Here is a 14,480-nt window from a genome sequence, read left to right as displayed (position 1 = left end):
CCCTTCCCGAACTCGGCCGTGAAAAACAGCTGCGCCAATGGTACTTTGCCTCAAGGCACGGGAGAGTAGGGCGCCGCCAGGTCTTCTCATCTCTCAATTCAAAAAAACTTGCTTCTATACAAAATAAAAAACAAACGCGGGGTGGAGCAGCCCGGTAGCTCGTCAGGCTCATAACCTGAAGGTCGCAGGTTCAAATCCTGCCCCCGCAACCACCATTCCCCTAAATTCGAGGTCGCCGACACTGGCGGACAGAAGCGAAGCAAGCAGCCCGTGGACTTCTAAGTTCACAGGCTTTCTTTCGCCTGTGGGAGTTACGACCACCTTTTCGATCAAGCGCCGGATGTCTGCAAACAGGGCGTCCCGGTCGGGATCGCTTTCCAGTACGCGCAGATGGTTATGCAAATCGGCCGCGATGCGTCGATACTTCTCCGCCGCGCCGGGGTGCAGGTCGATAGGCTTGTCGGCGTCGGTGCCCAGGGCTTCCAGTTCGGCTTCTAGGGTTGCTTTTTCCGATTCCATCATGGTCAGCCGGTCTATCAATGCGGCAGAGGCCGTGCCAGCCACCACGTGGTCGACGATCCGCTCTATTCCGGTCGTCAGTTCCTTCAGCCGTTTCTGCTTGGCTTCGGCTCCAGATCTTGCCGTCTGCTGCAACCGCTTTCGCTCGGCATGGTAAGCCCTGACGTATTCCCCAATCAGATCAGGGTCGGTCAGTTGCGTCTGCAAGGCAGACAAGACCCGTTCTTCGATGTGTTGACGGGTGACCGTGCGGTTGTTGGAACAATCGCCCCGCTCCCGGAAACCGGCACAGCCCAGGCGGTCGTTGCCCATCACCGTGTAGCTGGCTCCGCAAACACCGCATTTGACAAGGCCGGACAACAGATGGTGCGGCTTCCTCGCATGGCTGGAATGCTGGTGTCCCTTTGCTTGCTTCATGGCGCTGGCCTCTGCGAACGTCGCGTCGTCGATGATCCGAAGGTGTGGAGCGTCGGCCGTCAGCCATTCGCTTTCCGGGTTGGGGCGAGATACTCGCTTGCCGGTAGCCGGGTTCTTGACGAAGCGTTGCCTGTTCCAGACGACATGCCCAATGTAGAGCCTGTTTTGAAGTATTCCGTTCTGTCTGCTGCGGCTGCCGTTGATTGTACTAGCATTCCATTTGCCGCCGCGGGGTCCTGCTATGCCTTCGCGGTTCAGGGAGGCGGCGATCTGGCGGGGCGTACACCCAGCGATGTAATCTGCGAAGATACGGCAGACGATTCTGGCCTCGCGTTCGTTGATTTCCAGTTCGCCGCTTTTGCCATTTACCAAGTTGTAGCCGAATGATCGTCCACCCGCATGGCGTCCATCTGTGACCACGGCGCGTAGACCGCGCCGTGTCTTCTGCGCAAGGTCGGCCAAGTAGAGTTCACCCATGAGACCCTTGACCCCAATGTGGATCGCTCCGACTTCCCCGTCTTGTATGGTGAAAATCCCAATGCCGAGGAAGGTCAATTCCTTGCGCAGTTGACCTAAATCTGCTTGGTCGCGTGAAAGTCTGTCCAGCGATTCGGCGATGACGACATTGAAGCGCTTTTCGCGAGCGGCCCGCATGAGGCTGGCAAGGCCAAACCTGTTGATTGTGCTTGAACCGGAGATGGCCTGATCCTGAAAGGTATCAACGACGGTGCAGTTGTTCCGTTCAGCCCAGGCGGAGCATAGGGTTATCTGATCCTTGCAGGATTTTTCATTCTGCCGATCAGAGGAAAACCGAGCATAGATTGCGGCTCGCTTCATTGCTTGCTACCATTATGGTCCTGCCGGGCTTGCTGGCGGGCCAGCTCCCGAACGAGATCAATTATTGCATGTTTGGCGCCATCACCGCCATATGGGAATGGACCAGTATCTGTAGGCTTGGCTGGTATGAGACTCAGCCTCTCGGTCATCCCGGCCCCCTGCGTTTCATGGCCTCCAGCAGTAGATCCTGGATCGCACGCTTTGATTCCCGGCGGGCCATCACTGATTCATCCACGGTATCAGCAGCGATGATGTGATAGATGAATACGGGTCTGTTGTATCCGGCTTGCATTTGCCGTGTCGGACCAATGCGCTCGATGATCTGCTGGTACTGCTCCAAGTCCCACCAGTGGCCGAAGAACACCAGAATGTTGCCCCCATCCTGCAAATTCAGCCCATGACCGGCGCTGGCCGGATGGGCGAATAACACGGGGATCTTTCCAGCGTTCCAATCGCGGATTGTCTGCGGGTCTTGGTCAAGGTAGCGACCTTTCGGAAATGCCTTGAGCAGGCGGGCGATGTCGCTTTTGAAATGGTAGGCAACCAGTACCGGCATGCCCGCAGCCTCCTCGATCACGTCGTCGAGGGCTTGCAGCTTGGCATCGTGGACCTCGGTCCAGGTCTCGCCCGTACCGTCGGTGTAGATGGCCCCATTGGCGAGTTGCAGGCACTTGATCGTTTTGGACGCGGCATTGAAGGCTTCTACTGCTACGCCGTTGTCCAGTGCGAGGAACATTTCGCGTTCCATATCCCGATACAAGCGGCGGGCCTTGGTTGGCAGTTCCACGCGGATGGTGTGGACGATGGGTTCGGCAATATCGAAATAGTCGCGCGGATCCAGCGACAGGCACAGATCGCGCAGCCGGTCCTCAATCTGTTTCTGGGCGAAGGGCAGAGGATCCAGCCTAACCGCATTGCGGTCGGCGCCCACCTGGATGGACTGGAACCAACGGGACTTGTATGCGCCGAAACTTCGCCCCAAGCGAACACCCTTGTCGAGAAACCAGGCTTGCCCCCAGAGATCTTGCAGACCATTCGGGCTGGGTGTGCCTGTCAGTTCGATGAAGCGGGATACCTTGGAATGTGCTACGCGACTGAGAGCGTGGGCGCGTTTCCCGCCTTGCTGTAGGCGGAAGGATTTCAGTTTGGTGGATTCGTCGGCTACCACCTTGCGGAAAGGCCAGCGGTCTCCCACTTCATCGACCAGCCAGGTCAGGTTTTCATAATTGATCGTGTAGACTGATGCCGGACGACTCAGGGCGATCCGCCGTTCCTCCGGGTTGCCGACCACCGCCGACACCTCGATGTTGCGCAGATGCGACCATTTGGCTGCTTCGTCAGGCCATGTGCTCGCAGCCACCCGCAGGGGTGCCAACACAAGGGTCGGCCCAGGTTCCACCAGTTCGAGGATATCAATGGCCGTGAGCGTGGCCACAGATTTTCCCATGCCCATGCCAGCCCAGACAGCCCCGCGTGGCGTGTCGAGAATATGATCGATCATGGCATGCTGATATGTGCGCGGAGTGAAATCCCGGCGAGTCATTGCTCATATTCCAAGAGTAGACGTTCCAACGCACTGAAGTTGTAGGTGTCGGATAAGCGGTTCCCATCCTGAATGTGTCGGTAGTCGTTGCCGTTCAGGGAGGAAATGAGTGCTGCGGCCTTGGATAGCTCAGTGGTCAATTCGTCAATTTCTGCTTGGAGTTCATTCGCTTCCTCCTCCATCTGTGCCGTTTCGCCTTTGTGATCTTCACTGTATATTTCAGCCTCAAGTAGCAATTTTTCAGCAATATCCAGCAGTAGCGTATCGCCGCCGATCAATTTTTGATTGATTGCTGCCCGGCGTAGATGAATGTGGAAATCCAGCAACTGGTTCTGGTTGAAAGCCATATTTCAAGCCCCCCGACCAAGGAGTGCATCAACACTATCGAGGGAATCTACAACAACCACGTGCTGCCCCATGCGCCGCATGCGCTCATGCTCGCGGACTTGATGCGGTCGGGGCTTTTCGCCGGGGGCCTTGAGTTCCACCCACAGGGTTACATCAGGGGGAAGCATGACCAGGCGGTCGGGTGCGCCCCGGCGACCAAGCCAGCGGACCTTGCGGACCTCTCCGCCCCGCGCGTTGGCCCGATCTACCAGGTACCGCTCAATTACATTCTCACGCATGCTGTCAATCCTTCCGGTAGCGGTAGGCTTCAAAGCCAGCCGCGGCAAGCGGGAGGCCCTTGGACCAAGGCGGGTTGGTCGCCATCAAGGCGGCCAGCTTGCCGGGGGTGAATTCATCGGTATCGTCGGCTTCGGTGATATTTTCGTCGTGGACCGAAAGCACGATCCGGTACCCTGCCGCCTCGATAGCTGGCATGTTCGCCGCCAACACGTCGCGACTGGCGGCCTGCGTGACATTTTCAGCCAGTTTGCCGCCATAGGTCTTGAGGCGGGACCACTTCCGCGAGTACTGGTTCACGCCCATGTACGACAGCTTTCCGCCGTCATCCAGGTGGGGGCTGGGGTAGCAGAGAAATCGACCGGACGGCAGGCGAATGCGCAGCCATGCGCCGTCGCGGCGCAGCTTGAGCATCCGGCATTCGTAGGTGCCGCCGGGGCGCAGCACCGCCATGCGGGCAGTTTCCTCAAGGTCTTTCCAGAGCGACGCCACGGCGGGGTGCGCCCGCCGCCAAAGCCGCTTGAGGGCGTCGCAGACAATGAACGTCTTGGTTTTCAGCCCGAAATGGCCCATGCGGCTTTGCGTCCGCCAAGCCAGGAATTGTTCGGCCTCGGCGATGACATCGGCGGTAATGCTGGGCCACGCCGCATCCGCCATCGCGTCAAGGTCTATGCCGTAGGTCGCGGCACCGGTCAGGAAAGCGCCGACGCCGCCCTCGTAACCGAGCATAAGTTCCATCACCTTGCCGATCTGCCGCCTGTCCTTATCGACGCTATCGGGGGAGACGGCGAATGCCTTGGCGTAGGCAAGCTTGTACAGATCGTGGCCGGTGCCAGCGTCATAATCACGGAAAGCTTGAAGTTTCCACTCCTCGCCAGCAAGCCAGGCGATCATGCGACCTTCGATGTTGCACAGGTCGGCAACGATCAGCTTGCTCCCGGCGGGTGCGACGATGCAGCTGCGGATCGCACTGCTGGTTAATGCCATGACGTTTTCGAACAGCAGGTCGGCGCAATCGGCCTTCATCGCTGCGATACCGTATTCGATGTCCGTCTGTTTCAGGGATGGACGCGGCAGATTTTGGGGCTGGAACAGGCGACCGGCCCAGCGACCGGTTCGGCTGGCACCGTTGAACTGCAAGGTACCGCGCAGCCGGTTGTCGTTGCTGACTGCTTTTGAGAGGGTCTTGTACTTGCTGGTGCTGGTGGTGCTGGCCTGCAAGCGGATGCCCAGCAGTTCACGCAGTTCCGCCGGAAGGTCCGGGTCCGCGATACGACGTTCGAGCGTGCTTTGCTTCATGTCGGGCAGTTCAATCCCGTGGCTTTCCGTCAGATGGCGAAGCAGGGCGTCGCGCTGGGTTGCCGCTTGCACCTTGCTGTCGGTCAGTTCGACGGTGCGGGCCGCCAAGGATTTTTGTGCCCGCTCCACGGCCCGGATTGCCGCTTCGGTCAGGGCGACGTCTACGAGTACGCCGCGGTCGTTCACCGCTTGGTCCAGGTGCCACAGGGCTAGTTCGTCGCCCTGATAGTTCCAGTCCGGCAGTTTGCGGTTCACTTCGCGCATGGCCTCGATATCGAGGCCGGCATACTCAACGAAGCGGCCCCATTCGACCGGGTGCGTTTTCTGCGTGGCGCGACGTATCTTGCTGTTGGCCGGGCGCGGCTTGCAGAACAGTTGAATGAACTGTTTACCGGCTTTGTCCTTGGTCTTGTCGACCGGAACCTTCAGAATGTCGCACAGATCGCCGAGAGCACCGGGCAGCGAATGCGCGAGAGCCTTGACCATCGTATCGCGCCAACGATTGATAGGCAGCGGATGGTTGGGCAGCGCATGGCGCAGTACCGTGCGGTCGAAATGGGAGTTGTGGGCGTAGAGCAGCACGCCGGGATCGCGCAGGGCCGCCGACAAGGCGGGCGGCATGGTGTTTTGCGCGGTGCAGTCCCACACCGTCACCGGCCCGTCGTCAAAGGCGTAGGCGAACAGCATGATTTCAGCATGTTCGGCGTAGGTGTGGGTTCCGTTCTGGATCGGAACCTCGCTGTAGGTTTCCAGGTCGAGCCAGAGCACGGTCACGGCCGCGTACTCCATTGCCTGAGAAACTGCCAGGCGAGGGCGCACAGGCTGACCGACGCGGCCGGATCGGTGATGATCCGGCAGGCTTCGGTGCGCAGGCGGTTGATAGTGGTGGCGGGAATCACGTCTCGATATCCTTCTCGCTGGTGGGGTGCTGCGCGGCGACGGTCAGGGCTGGGCCGTCTGTACGGCGTACTTGCCAAGCATCTGATGTCCTGAGTCTGCCTTGCCGCCGCCGCGCATCCCTCCTTCGGCTACACCAGATCCCCGGCTTCCACGCCGCTGCTGATGTCGTCGAATTCGTCTTCGCTGGCGGCACCGCCTCCGGCGAAAGCATCACCGTCACGAAAGAACTGGACGCCGCGCAGGCCCGCGTTGATCCGCTTGCCGTAGTTGTTGTCCTGCGCCCACAGTTCGACGCTGGCGTTGACGTAGCAGCCGGCATAGGGCTTGCCGTCTGCCTCGGTCAGCGGGCTGCGGTCCTTGTCGATCACGAGCGGACGGATGGTGCTCCGCGCCGAGACATAGAGGCCGCCGGGAAAACCGTCGTAGTTGCTCTTGAGGTCGCCGTCGTGCAGGCACACCTTGTCCTGCGCGCGCATCTGCTTGAGCACGGCTTCGGTCTTTGCCCCCCATTTCTCGCGGGCCACCTGTTCGATGGCCTGATTGAGGGCTTTCACCTGCGGATCGGCAGGGTCCAGCAGGAACGACGCGGAGAAAGCCGGTTTGCCTTCACCGTTGACGGTCCTGGCCTCGAACAGCACGGGAAAGGTGAGGCGCACGTTTTCGAGTTTGATCTTCATAAAAGTTACTCCTTTCTAAAATATTCAGGGTATCGGGCCTTGATGATTGCTGCGGCACGGTCAATGGCCTTAATTCTCGCGAGAGAATCGGCCTTCGTGATGTGGGTTTCTGCGGCCTTTTTCAGCATTTCCCTTGCGTCGGCAGGCAGCATTCCGATCACACGTTTTTCGGCCTGCTGCTTCAAACAAGTCTCTCCGCCGAAAGATCGTCGAAGTCATCGACTGTCGGTTTGACAGCCAATGCCGGGCGTTTGTCGGATTCCGGGGCTACGCTGGGTTTGCCGGATGGCTGTGTGATGAGGGCTTGTAACTTGGGCCACTGGCGTGGCCCGATGTTGCCAGTCTTGTGCAGCTTCTCGGCGGTTGTCGGGGAAATCAGGGACAGGTCGTAAATTTGCTCGGTCTTGAGGCGCATCGCCTTGAGTGTGGTTTCAACTTCGTCAGGGTCCGTCCACTTCCGTGCGCCGCGCCGACCTTCGACCAGTTTGAAGCCTGGCACCGGATTTCCGGCCATCAGTTCGGCTTCGCCCTTGGCCCGGATCGCCTTGCACCACGTTTCGACCAGATCAACAGCGCCCATCAGGTTTCCCAGCACAGCGTTGTCGAACGTCCGTTCCGCAGCGTGCTCGATCTGCGGTGCCACCGGGCGGGTGACATCAACAAAATCATCGGCCACGGCGGTCAGCACATGATTGGTCAGCGCTGGGCAGATAGCCTTGGCCTTGCAGAAACGGCACTGCTTTTCGCCGGGTTCCATGTACTTGTCGTGCAGTTCGCCGTACTTGTCGTAGTAGACGACGGCGGCACGGCAGCGTTCGGCACCCGTGGCGACGTTGGCCCGGAGGACATCAAGATCAGCGACGGGGACGGCCCATTCGCTGGTGTGGTTCAGCCGGGGCTGGACGATCACCAGGCGGACCCGCTGGAAATCGCCCAGAAAGCCGAATTCATCAAGAGCAGCCAAGGCGTAGATCGTCAATTGCTCGTTGCGGTCGGCGTCCACCTTGACGCCCCGGCCGTACTTCAAATCGACGATCACCAGTTCGTCGTCGACCATGACCACGGCATCCGAAGTGCCCTTCGCGCCGGGTTCTCCGGTGATGGCCTCGACGCTCAAGACCTGCTCGACCATGCGTTCACCGCCGAGGGCGCGCACATAGTCGATGTAGACCTGCACGTTTTCGGCCATGTCCTGTGTGACTTCCCACCGCTTTTCATTCACGGTGATGAAGCGGTCGAGATAGGCCGCAGCGTCGTTCCCGGACGTGAGGGCCATGCTTGCGAGTTCGTGCGCGGCAGTGCCTTCGTCGGCAAAGGTGCTGGAATTGTCCGGGCACCCCGCCTCAAGAGCGGCGCTGCCAGCGCAGTGCAGCCAGCGGTGCGCGCCGGACGGGGAAAAGCGGGCGTGTCGGGTCGCCCCGGGCCCCGGGTCTCCGGCTTCCGGCGCTTTGTTGGGAATGGGCATCTCAGACCCCTTCAGCTTCCTGGCAGGCCGCGAGAACGGCTGCATACTGGTCAGGTTTCACGTCTGGCAGCTTGGCTGCACCGAATCGTTCGAGGACTCCGACGGCGATGTCCCGTCCCTTGGTTTTCACCAGCTTGGTCACGGCATCGGCGACTTGCTGGTAGGTCACATCATCGGTGGCCTCTGGTTCGGGCGGGAGAGAAATATCGGTCTTTTCGGGAACAGCGACTTTGTTTGGCAGTGCCTTCTCGGTCTTGGCTTTGCGCGGAATGATCTCGGGGTTTCCATTAGCAGCGGCCAATCTAGCTGTTGTGCCTTTCTCAAGCGCCGTCAGAACGGCCGCGAGTTGGACGGAGTCATGAAGGGTTATGGTCACAGGAAACATTGAAAGAATTCCATTCAGCAAGATTGCGAACAGGAGACATTGTTAGCGATACGCGAATACGCTGTCAATAGCGAAACGCGAATAAAGGGGGCAAGAAAAAAGCCCGCTCGATGGCGGGCTTCACTGATTGTCGGTGTCTGTCACCTCTTACTGCGAGCCGTTAGGATGGCGTTGGCCCAAGCAAGTGGCACCGCCCTATCAGCTTCATCCGCCAAGTTCCAAGCCTTTACAACGAGTTCTAATTCAGCGTCATGTCTTTGGTAATTGCGATCAACAAGGTCGGCTACGTCGAGCCAGCCTTCCAACTTTCCGAAAGCAGCTTCTATCTTACGAGCCGTTGCCTTGCGCATACCTCTGGGTCTACCTGTTTTACTGTCTTGGGCGCCGGAACGCAGGTTAGCCCACTGTGAGTAGGACATGCCTGCCTGTGCTGCCGCCGCTGCGGGGCCACCAACTTCTTGCTCAAGTATCTCCATCGCTTTGCGCCGTATCTCGTCTATGTCATGCACGGGCTTTTCCTCCGCTGGCTAGCAAAACGCGAACAGTCTATGTTCGCGTTTTGCTATTGACCACATGTTTTGCGTTACGCTATTATCGGTAGGTCCAACTTACCTACGGAGACTGCTGTGAAACTAAGCGCATATCTTGAGCGCGACTGCAAAGGAGCCGCTGCTCGGCTCGCCAGGCGGATTGGAGTTACTCCGGTTCTGATCAGTCAATGGCGGGCCGGGTCGCGCCCAATACCGGTTGCTCGTTGTCTTGACATCGAACGTGCGACGTCAGGTTCCGTGTGCTGTGAAGATTTACGCCCGGATATTGATTGGAGCTACCTGCGTGTTGGCAAGGATTTTGAGGCGTTACCATGAAGCACGGCGGGAACAAAATTAAAGATAGGAGTGAGAAGCTTGTCTCCTCTGATCCGATGGGGATGGTGGCAACTTTTGTCTTGGATCGGCTCCGCGAGTTGATCGAGTCAAATTGACATGGCTAAGAGGTCTAATTTTGAGCGCCGTGCACGTGGTTTTTATCGGACTCCGCGTGAGGCTGTGAAGCCTTTGCTGCCGCATCTGGCGGCGTGTTCCTTCTTTGACGAACCATGTGCGGGTGACGGTGCGCTTATAGCAGCGCTTGAGGAATTCGGTCATACTTGTGGTTATGCCTGTGATATCGAACCCCAGAATGAACGAATAAGTCGGGAGGACGCCCGGAACCTCGTTTACAGCTCCTCGGGCTTGATTATTACCAATCCGCCTTGGCCTGAAGGCGGAAAACGAGGAAATCCGACTGTAGAAATCGCGCAGCATCTTAAGAGCATTGCCGACACGTGGCTGCTATTGCCTGCGGATTTTCTGCACTGCCTTTATTTTACGAGATCCGGGCTTTTCTCATGCTGTGACAGGATTGTCAGTGTAGGCCGCGTGTCATGGGAAGGAAACGGAGTTAAAGGCAAAGATAACGCAGCTTGGTACTTGTTTCTGAAAGACGGACACAGCCGCGACGCGCCTTTGGCTTTTGGTCTCCAACATCAATTTCTTACTGAAGATAAGGGTGTGTGATGAACCCCAGCAAACTCATTCGTAGCGATTGTGGAAGCCGAATGATGCGCGTGCTTGTCGGATGCGAGTTCTCTGGGACCGTGCGGGATGCATTCCGGGCGGCAGGTCATGAGGCTTTATCTTGTGATCTTCTTGAGACGGAAACGCCCGGACCGCACTACAAAGGAGACGTGCGTGATGTGCTGGACTATCCGTGGGATCTGGCGATCTTCCATCCGCCGTGTACGGACCTGGCTGTGTCCGGCGCACGGCATTTCGAGGCCAAGCGTCAGGACGGGCGGCAACAAGCCGCTGTGTCCTTCGTTCGGCTTCTGGCCCGCAGCGCCATCCCGCGCATTGCACTGGAAAATCCGGTCTCGGTCCTGTCCAGCCTGTGGCGGAAGCCGGATCAGATCATCCAGCCCTGGCAGTTCGGGCATGGGGAAACCAAGGCTACGTGTCTTTGGCTTAAAGGTCTGCCTCTGCTACAGCCCACCCACGTTGTCGACGGGCGGCAAGCACGCATCCATCACATGCCACCCACACCTGACCGCTGGAAGCTTCGCAGCCGGACTTATCCCGGAATTGCCCAAGCCATGGCCACGCAATGGGGTAGCCTCAGTACATGCTCATCTGGTGAGAAGGAGGCGGATTGTGGTTGAAGAACCGCATAACAGTGATTGCCGGGTCTGCTGGACAGGAGGCCGTGGTGACGAGGGCGACCCGCGTAAGTTTCAACTGTTCATAAATGGGTTGTGGCAGGACGCATGGGGCGAGGGAACTAAGGGCGCTTTGACGCGGCTGCGCGAGGAGGACCGGAGGAGGCTGGTGCATGAGGTGGTCGCGCCCCTGCCCGAAACGCCGGATATCATTGTGTGCCGTGGCTGCGGCGCCGAGTTCAGTAATTCGCTCGGAAACCGTTTCTGGATTCTTAAAGAGATCAACCACGACTACGTCAAGGCCAGAGGACTGATCCAGAGGTGTGAGGGCAAAAATGCGTCACAGCAGGCTTCTTGAAAGGATGAAAACAATGAAAAAACGTGGGCTTTACACAGTGGATCTCACGTCCTGCCTTGAAGTGGAACCTGTACGGCGGCGCATGCAGTTCTACACGCTGTACGACCTGGAGGAACATTGGGAGGCAGAGAGGCGCATAAAAGCACTTTTCCGCCGGTGTGTTCTTTCAGCAGTGATCAGTGCCCTGGCAGCGACAGTAATCTTTCAGGTGTGGTCATGACATCCGATTTTCAGGCCCATGGCCAGGCGCTGCTGGGTAACGACTATCTTGTGGTTCCAATCAAACCGGGGTCCAAGCGCCCGGCGCTGGACAACTGGCAGACCGCCCGCTTGGGCATCGCCGATCTGACCGGCTACCCCGGTCACGGTGTCGGAGTCCTGTGCGGGCAGGGCGCGCAACCGGTTGCCGCCATCGACGTGGACACCACCGATGCGGATCTGGCTGGAAAATTCGTCGCCTGGTGCCAGGAAAACTTGGGCGCGACCGTCGAGCGGATCGGCAACGCGCCCAAAGTCCTGCTGGTTTACCGAGCCGATCATGATGGTTGGGGCAAGGCTACCGGGGCTTGGTTCGAGGATTTGACCGGCGAGCGGCACCGGCTGGAAGTGCTGGGAAAAGGGCAGCAGTTCGTCGCCTATCACGTCCACCCGGACTCCCAGCGGCCCTATGAGTGGATTGACCTGTTCGGCGGTCTTGACGCCGTGCGTGCGTCGGACCTGCCGATTATCACCGAGGCGCAGGTCGCCTTGGCGTTGCAGGTCTTCGAGGACATGGCCTTGGCTTGCGGTCTGGCGCCTGTCACAGGTAGCCGGAACCATGCCGGGGGCGTCACATCGACCTTGGATAGCGACTCGCTCATGGCTTATGAGCCGCCGCTTGGCATCGACCTTGCTGAGGCCAAGCGGTTGCTGGGGTATGTGGACAACGAAGATTACGACACTTGGCTCAAGGTCGGGATGTCGCTGCACCACGAATTTGACGGCAGCCCGGAAGCCTTGGCGCTGTGGAACGAATGGTCGGCAACGGCGCGCAATTACGCCAGCGGCGAGGATTTGGAATACCGCTGGTCCCGCTTCGGCAAATCCGGGCGCAGCCCGATGACGGCGAGCTGGCTGCTCAAGGTCGGCAACCAGGGTAAACGCGAAGTCGTGCGGGCAGAAAAGCGGCACGCGCTGGACGACGCCAAGAGCTTGATTCTGGCTTGCGCCGATTCCATCGACTTGATGAACGAGGTCGCCCGCGTGGCCGGTGAGGCTGCTGGCGGGGATCTGGCACTGCGGGCGGAGCTTGCTGGACTGATCCGGGCGCGGTTCAAGGAACTGACCGATACTCCTTTGCCTGTCGCCGACGTGCGGGCTGCGATGGCGGGTGGGCAGAAGGTCGTCCCTTTTCCGAAGCGTCGGCATCTGACGGAATTCGGCAATGCCGAGCGGATGCTCGATCATTACGGTGATGGCCTGATGTATGTGCCTGAAATCGACACCTGGTTTATCTGGACCGGCATCTATTGGCGCCGCGCGGCCACCGTAGAGCTTGAGCACCTCGCCAAGGAAACCATCCGTGCCCTGCCGGGCGAAGCCAAAGGTATCGAGAGTGACGGGGAGCGGGCCGACTTCTTCAAGTTCTGCGCCGTCAGCCAGCGGGCTGTCATGGTGCGCAACATGGTGAGCCTGTCGCAGAGCGATCCACGGGTGGTCGTCAGCGTCGCGGACCTTGACCGGGCGCATCATCTGCTTGGCGTCGGCAACGGCGTGGTTGACCTGACCAACGGCAGGCTGCTGCCGCCCGACCCGGCGTATCGTGTGACCACGATCACATCCGTGGACTATGATCCGGCGGCGCCATGCCCGTTGTTCGAGCGCACGGTCGCCGACGTGTTCTTCGGCGAAGCCGACATGATCGGTTTTTTCCAGCGGTTGATTGGCTACAGCCTCATGGCCCAGCCCACCGAGGACGTGCTCGCCATCCCCTATGGATCCGGAAGTAATGGCAAGTCCACGGTCTTGGGGGCGATCCGCGATGTGCTGGGCGACCATGCCAAGATGGCGAGCGCCGAGACGTTTCTGTCGTCTGGAATGGCGGCGGGCAATGCGGGGCAGGCTCGCGAAGACGTGCTGCGCCTGCGCGGTGCACGGTTCGTTTATATCAGCGAGCCGGATGAAGGCAGCGAGTTGCGCGAGGGCCTGATCAAGTCCATGACCGGTGGCGAACCTCTACCGGCGCGGGGTCTTTATTCCAGGGCCACGGTGGAAGTGCTGCCCACGTGGGTGGCGTTTATGCCGACCAACCACCGGCCTATTGTCAAGGGCGACGACCATGCAATCTGGCGGCGGTTGCTGCCGGTGCCTTTCACCCGGAATTTCGACCAGGACTTGACGCTGACGAAAGACCCCGACCGGGCCGAAAAACTGGAGGCCGAAGCGGCGGGGATTCTGGCGTGGTGCGTGCGCGGCGCGCTGGCCTATCAGCGGGACGGCCTGCGCTCGCCGGAGCAGGTGAGGCAGGCCCGTGACGATTACAAGAGCGACATGGACCTGCTGGCCGAATGGCTGGATGAATGCTGCGAGCTTGGCCCTAATCTGGTAGAGAGCAGCGCCCGGCTTTGGGCATCCTGGGAAGCCTTCGCCAAGGGGCGGGGCGAACTGCGGTTCATCGCCAGTGCCAAGAGTTTGGGGCGGCGGTTGGGCAGTAAGGGGTTTTCGGCTATCCGCGACACGGCCGGGCTGCGCGGCAAGGGGTGGATCGGGTTGAGGGTCATACAGGTAGGGGATTTCTGAACATGCAGTGTTTTGCGAATACGCATTCTATTGCGCGTTTGTGTCCGGCGCATAGCCGCGGGGCCGGTGGCCCGCTTGGCAATACGCTATTTTCTACGTGTTCGTTGGTGGTTGCGGAGTGGCGTTGCGTCGTTTGCGTCGTTTCTGGCCCTTTTTTCGGTAACTTTCTCATTCGCCTATATGAGGAATTTCCTAAAAAAAACATGAGAAACGACGTAAACGACGCAAGTAAAATTTTGCACATTCAAGGAGGGCGGCGCCATGTACAAAACCGTGGCGGTAAATGATGCCGGGCTTCGGATTGGCGAGGATCATCCACAAGCCCGTTACACCAATCACGAAATCGATTTGGTCAAACGACTTTCGCGGCGGGATCTGGAGCGCCTTATCGCTCTCGCGCAATCAGTCTGAAACCGACTCACATGTAAGCGTTGTGGTATACCCGCTGCGCGATAATGAATGCTCCGCACGGGTGATCAGCCAC

At 59.2% G+C, this 14,480-nt stretch carries 17 protein-coding genes and 1 tRNA gene; 7 read left to right on the top strand and 11 right to left on the bottom strand.

Annotated elements, in window-relative coordinates; genetic code table 11:
- Positions 1–135: 135 nt before the first annotated feature.
- Positions 136–212 (top strand) — tRNA-Met (locus HEQ61_RS10790).
- Here the strand turns inward: HEQ61_RS10790 and HEQ61_RS11645 are convergent.
- The 11 genes from HEQ61_RS11645 to HEQ61_RS10740 form a co-directional block, all read right to left on the bottom strand.
- Positions 169–1,773 carry a recombinase family protein gene (locus HEQ61_RS11645; protein ID WP_167805657.1) on the bottom strand — a complete coding sequence of 535 codons (1,605 nt, stop codon included), beginning with the start codon at positions 1,771–1,773 and terminating at the stop codon, positions 169–171. The genes HEQ61_RS10790 and HEQ61_RS11645 overlap by 44 nt on opposite strands.
- A 145-nt stretch (positions 1,774–1,918) precedes the next feature.
- Positions 1,919–3,316 (bottom strand): DEAD/DEAH box helicase, encoded by a 1,398-nt coding sequence (locus tag HEQ61_RS10780; RefSeq protein ID WP_167804514.1) that lies wholly within the window; start codon positions 3,314–3,316, stop codon positions 1,919–1,921.
- The gene (locus tag HEQ61_RS10775) at positions 3,313–3,663 is read right to left on the bottom strand and encodes a hypothetical protein (protein ID WP_167804515.1); all 351 of its coding nucleotides are present in this window, start codon (positions 3,661–3,663) and stop codon (positions 3,313–3,315) included. The genes HEQ61_RS10780 and HEQ61_RS10775 overlap by 4 nt, the downstream gene beginning before the upstream one ends.
- A 3-nt stretch (positions 3,664–3,666) precedes the next feature.
- Positions 3,667–3,942, bottom strand: a complete 276-nt coding sequence (locus tag HEQ61_RS10770; RefSeq protein ID WP_167804516.1) for a VRR-NUC domain-containing protein — start codon at positions 3,940–3,942, stop codon at positions 3,667–3,669.
- A gap of 4 nt (positions 3,943–3,946) precedes the next feature.
- Positions 3,947–6,013 carry a DNA polymerase gene (locus HEQ61_RS11565; protein WP_168021389.1) on the bottom strand — a complete coding sequence of 689 codons (2,067 nt, stop codon included), beginning with the start codon at positions 6,011–6,013 and terminating at the stop codon, positions 3,947–3,949.
- A complete protein-coding gene (locus HEQ61_RS11435) occupies positions 6,010–6,138 on the bottom strand; it encodes a hypothetical protein (RefSeq protein WP_280730290.1) in 129 nt (42 codons plus the stop codon). The genes HEQ61_RS11565 and HEQ61_RS11435 overlap by 4 nt, the downstream gene beginning before the upstream one ends.
- Positions 6,139–6,267: 129 nt before the next feature.
- The gene (locus HEQ61_RS10760; RefSeq protein WP_168021392.1) at positions 6,268–6,816 is read right to left on the bottom strand and encodes a DUF2815 family protein; all 549 of its coding nucleotides are present in this window, start codon (positions 6,814–6,816) and stop codon (positions 6,268–6,270) included.
- 5 nt (positions 6,817–6,821) lie between these two features.
- Entirely contained in the window at positions 6,822–7,001 is a 180-nt protein-coding gene (locus HEQ61_RS10755; protein WP_167804519.1) for a hypothetical protein, read from the bottom strand.
- On the bottom strand, positions 6,998–8,281 hold the full coding sequence (locus HEQ61_RS10750) for a DUF2800 domain-containing protein (protein WP_168021394.1): 1,284 nt from the start codon (positions 8,279–8,281) through the stop codon (positions 6,998–7,000). The genes HEQ61_RS10755 and HEQ61_RS10750 overlap by 4 nt, the downstream gene beginning before the upstream one ends.
- A 1-nt stretch (position 8,282) precedes the next feature.
- Positions 8,283–8,666, bottom strand: a complete 384-nt coding sequence (locus HEQ61_RS10745) for a hypothetical protein (RefSeq protein ID WP_167805645.1) — start codon at positions 8,664–8,666, stop codon at positions 8,283–8,285.
- 140 nt (positions 8,667–8,806) lie between these two features.
- Entirely contained in the window at positions 8,807–9,175 is a 369-nt protein-coding gene (locus HEQ61_RS10740; protein WP_167804521.1) for a hypothetical protein, read from the bottom strand.
- A 117-nt stretch (positions 9,176–9,292) separates the two neighbouring features.
- Here HEQ61_RS10740 and HEQ61_RS10735 point away from each other — a divergent pair, with 117 nt between their 5' ends.
- The 6 genes from HEQ61_RS10735 to HEQ61_RS10710 all read left to right on the top strand — a co-directional run bounded on the left by HEQ61_RS10735 (position 9,293) and on the right by HEQ61_RS10710 (position 14,407).
- Complete coding sequence (locus HEQ61_RS10735) at positions 9,293–9,532, top strand: transcriptional regulator (protein WP_167804522.1); 240 nt, start codon at positions 9,293–9,295, stop codon at positions 9,530–9,532.
- A gap of 117 nt (positions 9,533–9,649) precedes the next feature.
- Positions 9,650–10,222: a class I SAM-dependent methyltransferase gene (locus HEQ61_RS10730; RefSeq protein ID WP_168021396.1), complete on the top strand. Its 573-nt coding sequence runs from the start codon at positions 9,650–9,652 to the stop codon at positions 10,220–10,222.
- Between the two features lie 41 nt (positions 10,223–10,263).
- The gene (locus HEQ61_RS10725; protein WP_209315744.1) at positions 10,264–10,863 is read left to right on the top strand and encodes a hypothetical protein; all 600 of its coding nucleotides are present in this window, start codon (positions 10,264–10,266) and stop codon (positions 10,861–10,863) included.
- On the top strand, positions 10,856–11,218 hold the full coding sequence (locus tag HEQ61_RS10720) for a hypothetical protein (protein ID WP_168021398.1): 363 nt from the start codon (positions 10,856–10,858) through the stop codon (positions 11,216–11,218). Before HEQ61_RS10725 ends, HEQ61_RS10720 begins: the two co-directional genes overlap by 8 nt.
- A 216-nt stretch (positions 11,219–11,434) precedes the next feature.
- Positions 11,435–13,996 (top strand): phage/plasmid primase, P4 family, encoded by a 2,562-nt coding sequence (locus HEQ61_RS10715; RefSeq protein WP_168021400.1) that lies wholly within the window; start codon positions 11,435–11,437, stop codon positions 13,994–13,996.
- A 261-nt stretch (positions 13,997–14,257) separates the two neighbouring features.
- Positions 14,258–14,407, top strand: coding sequence for a hypothetical protein (locus HEQ61_RS10710; RefSeq protein ID WP_167805646.1), 150 nt, complete (start codon positions 14,258–14,260; stop codon positions 14,405–14,407).
- Positions 14,408–14,480 lie beyond the last annotated feature (73 nt).

It is taken from the genome of Haematospirillum sp. H4485 (genome assembly GCF_012102745.1).
Taxonomy (GTDB): domain Bacteria; phylum Pseudomonadota; class Alphaproteobacteria; order Rhodospirillales; family Rhodospirillaceae; genus Haematospirillum.
This window is presented reverse-complemented; position numbering and strand designations above follow the sequence as displayed.

What these genes read in the sequence shown, in the direction of transcription:
- HEQ61_RS10770 (WP_167804516.1), bottom strand. Translation starts at nt 3,942, where the DNA reads ATGCGTGAGAATGTAATTGAGCGGTACCTGGTAGATCGGGCCAACGCG.
- HEQ61_RS11645 (WP_167805657.1), bottom strand. Translation starts at nt 1,773, where the DNA reads ATGAAGCGAGCCGCAATCTATGCTCGGTTTTCCTCTGATCGGCAGAAT.
- HEQ61_RS10725 (WP_209315744.1), top strand. Translation starts at nt 10,264, where the DNA reads ATGATGCGCGTGCTTGTCGGATGCGAGTTCTCTGGGACCGTGCGGGAT.
- HEQ61_RS10750 (WP_168021394.1), bottom strand. Translation starts at nt 8,281, where the DNA reads ATGCCCATTCCCAACAAAGCGCCGGAAGCCGGAGACCCGGGGCCCGGG.
- HEQ61_RS10715 (WP_168021400.1), top strand. Translation starts at nt 11,435, where the DNA reads ATGACATCCGATTTTCAGGCCCATGGCCAGGCGCTGCTGGGTAACGAC.
- HEQ61_RS10760 (WP_168021392.1), bottom strand. Translation starts at nt 6,816, where the DNA reads ATGAAGATCAAACTCGAAAACGTGCGCCTCACCTTTCCCGTGCTGTTC.
- HEQ61_RS10710 (WP_167805646.1), top strand. Translation starts at nt 14,258, where the DNA reads ATGTACAAAACCGTGGCGGTAAATGATGCCGGGCTTCGGATTGGCGAG.
- HEQ61_RS10730 (WP_168021396.1), top strand. Translation starts at nt 9,650, where the DNA reads ATGGCTAAGAGGTCTAATTTTGAGCGCCGTGCACGTGGTTTTTATCGG.
- HEQ61_RS10775 (WP_167804515.1), bottom strand. Translation starts at nt 3,663, where the DNA reads ATGGCTTTCAACCAGAACCAGTTGCTGGATTTCCACATTCATCTACGC.
- HEQ61_RS10780 (WP_167804514.1), bottom strand. Translation starts at nt 3,316, where the DNA reads ATGACTCGCCGGGATTTCACTCCGCGCACATATCAGCATGCCATGATC.
- HEQ61_RS10745 (WP_167805645.1), bottom strand. Translation starts at nt 8,666, where the DNA reads ATGTTTCCTGTGACCATAACCCTTCATGACTCCGTCCAACTCGCGGCC.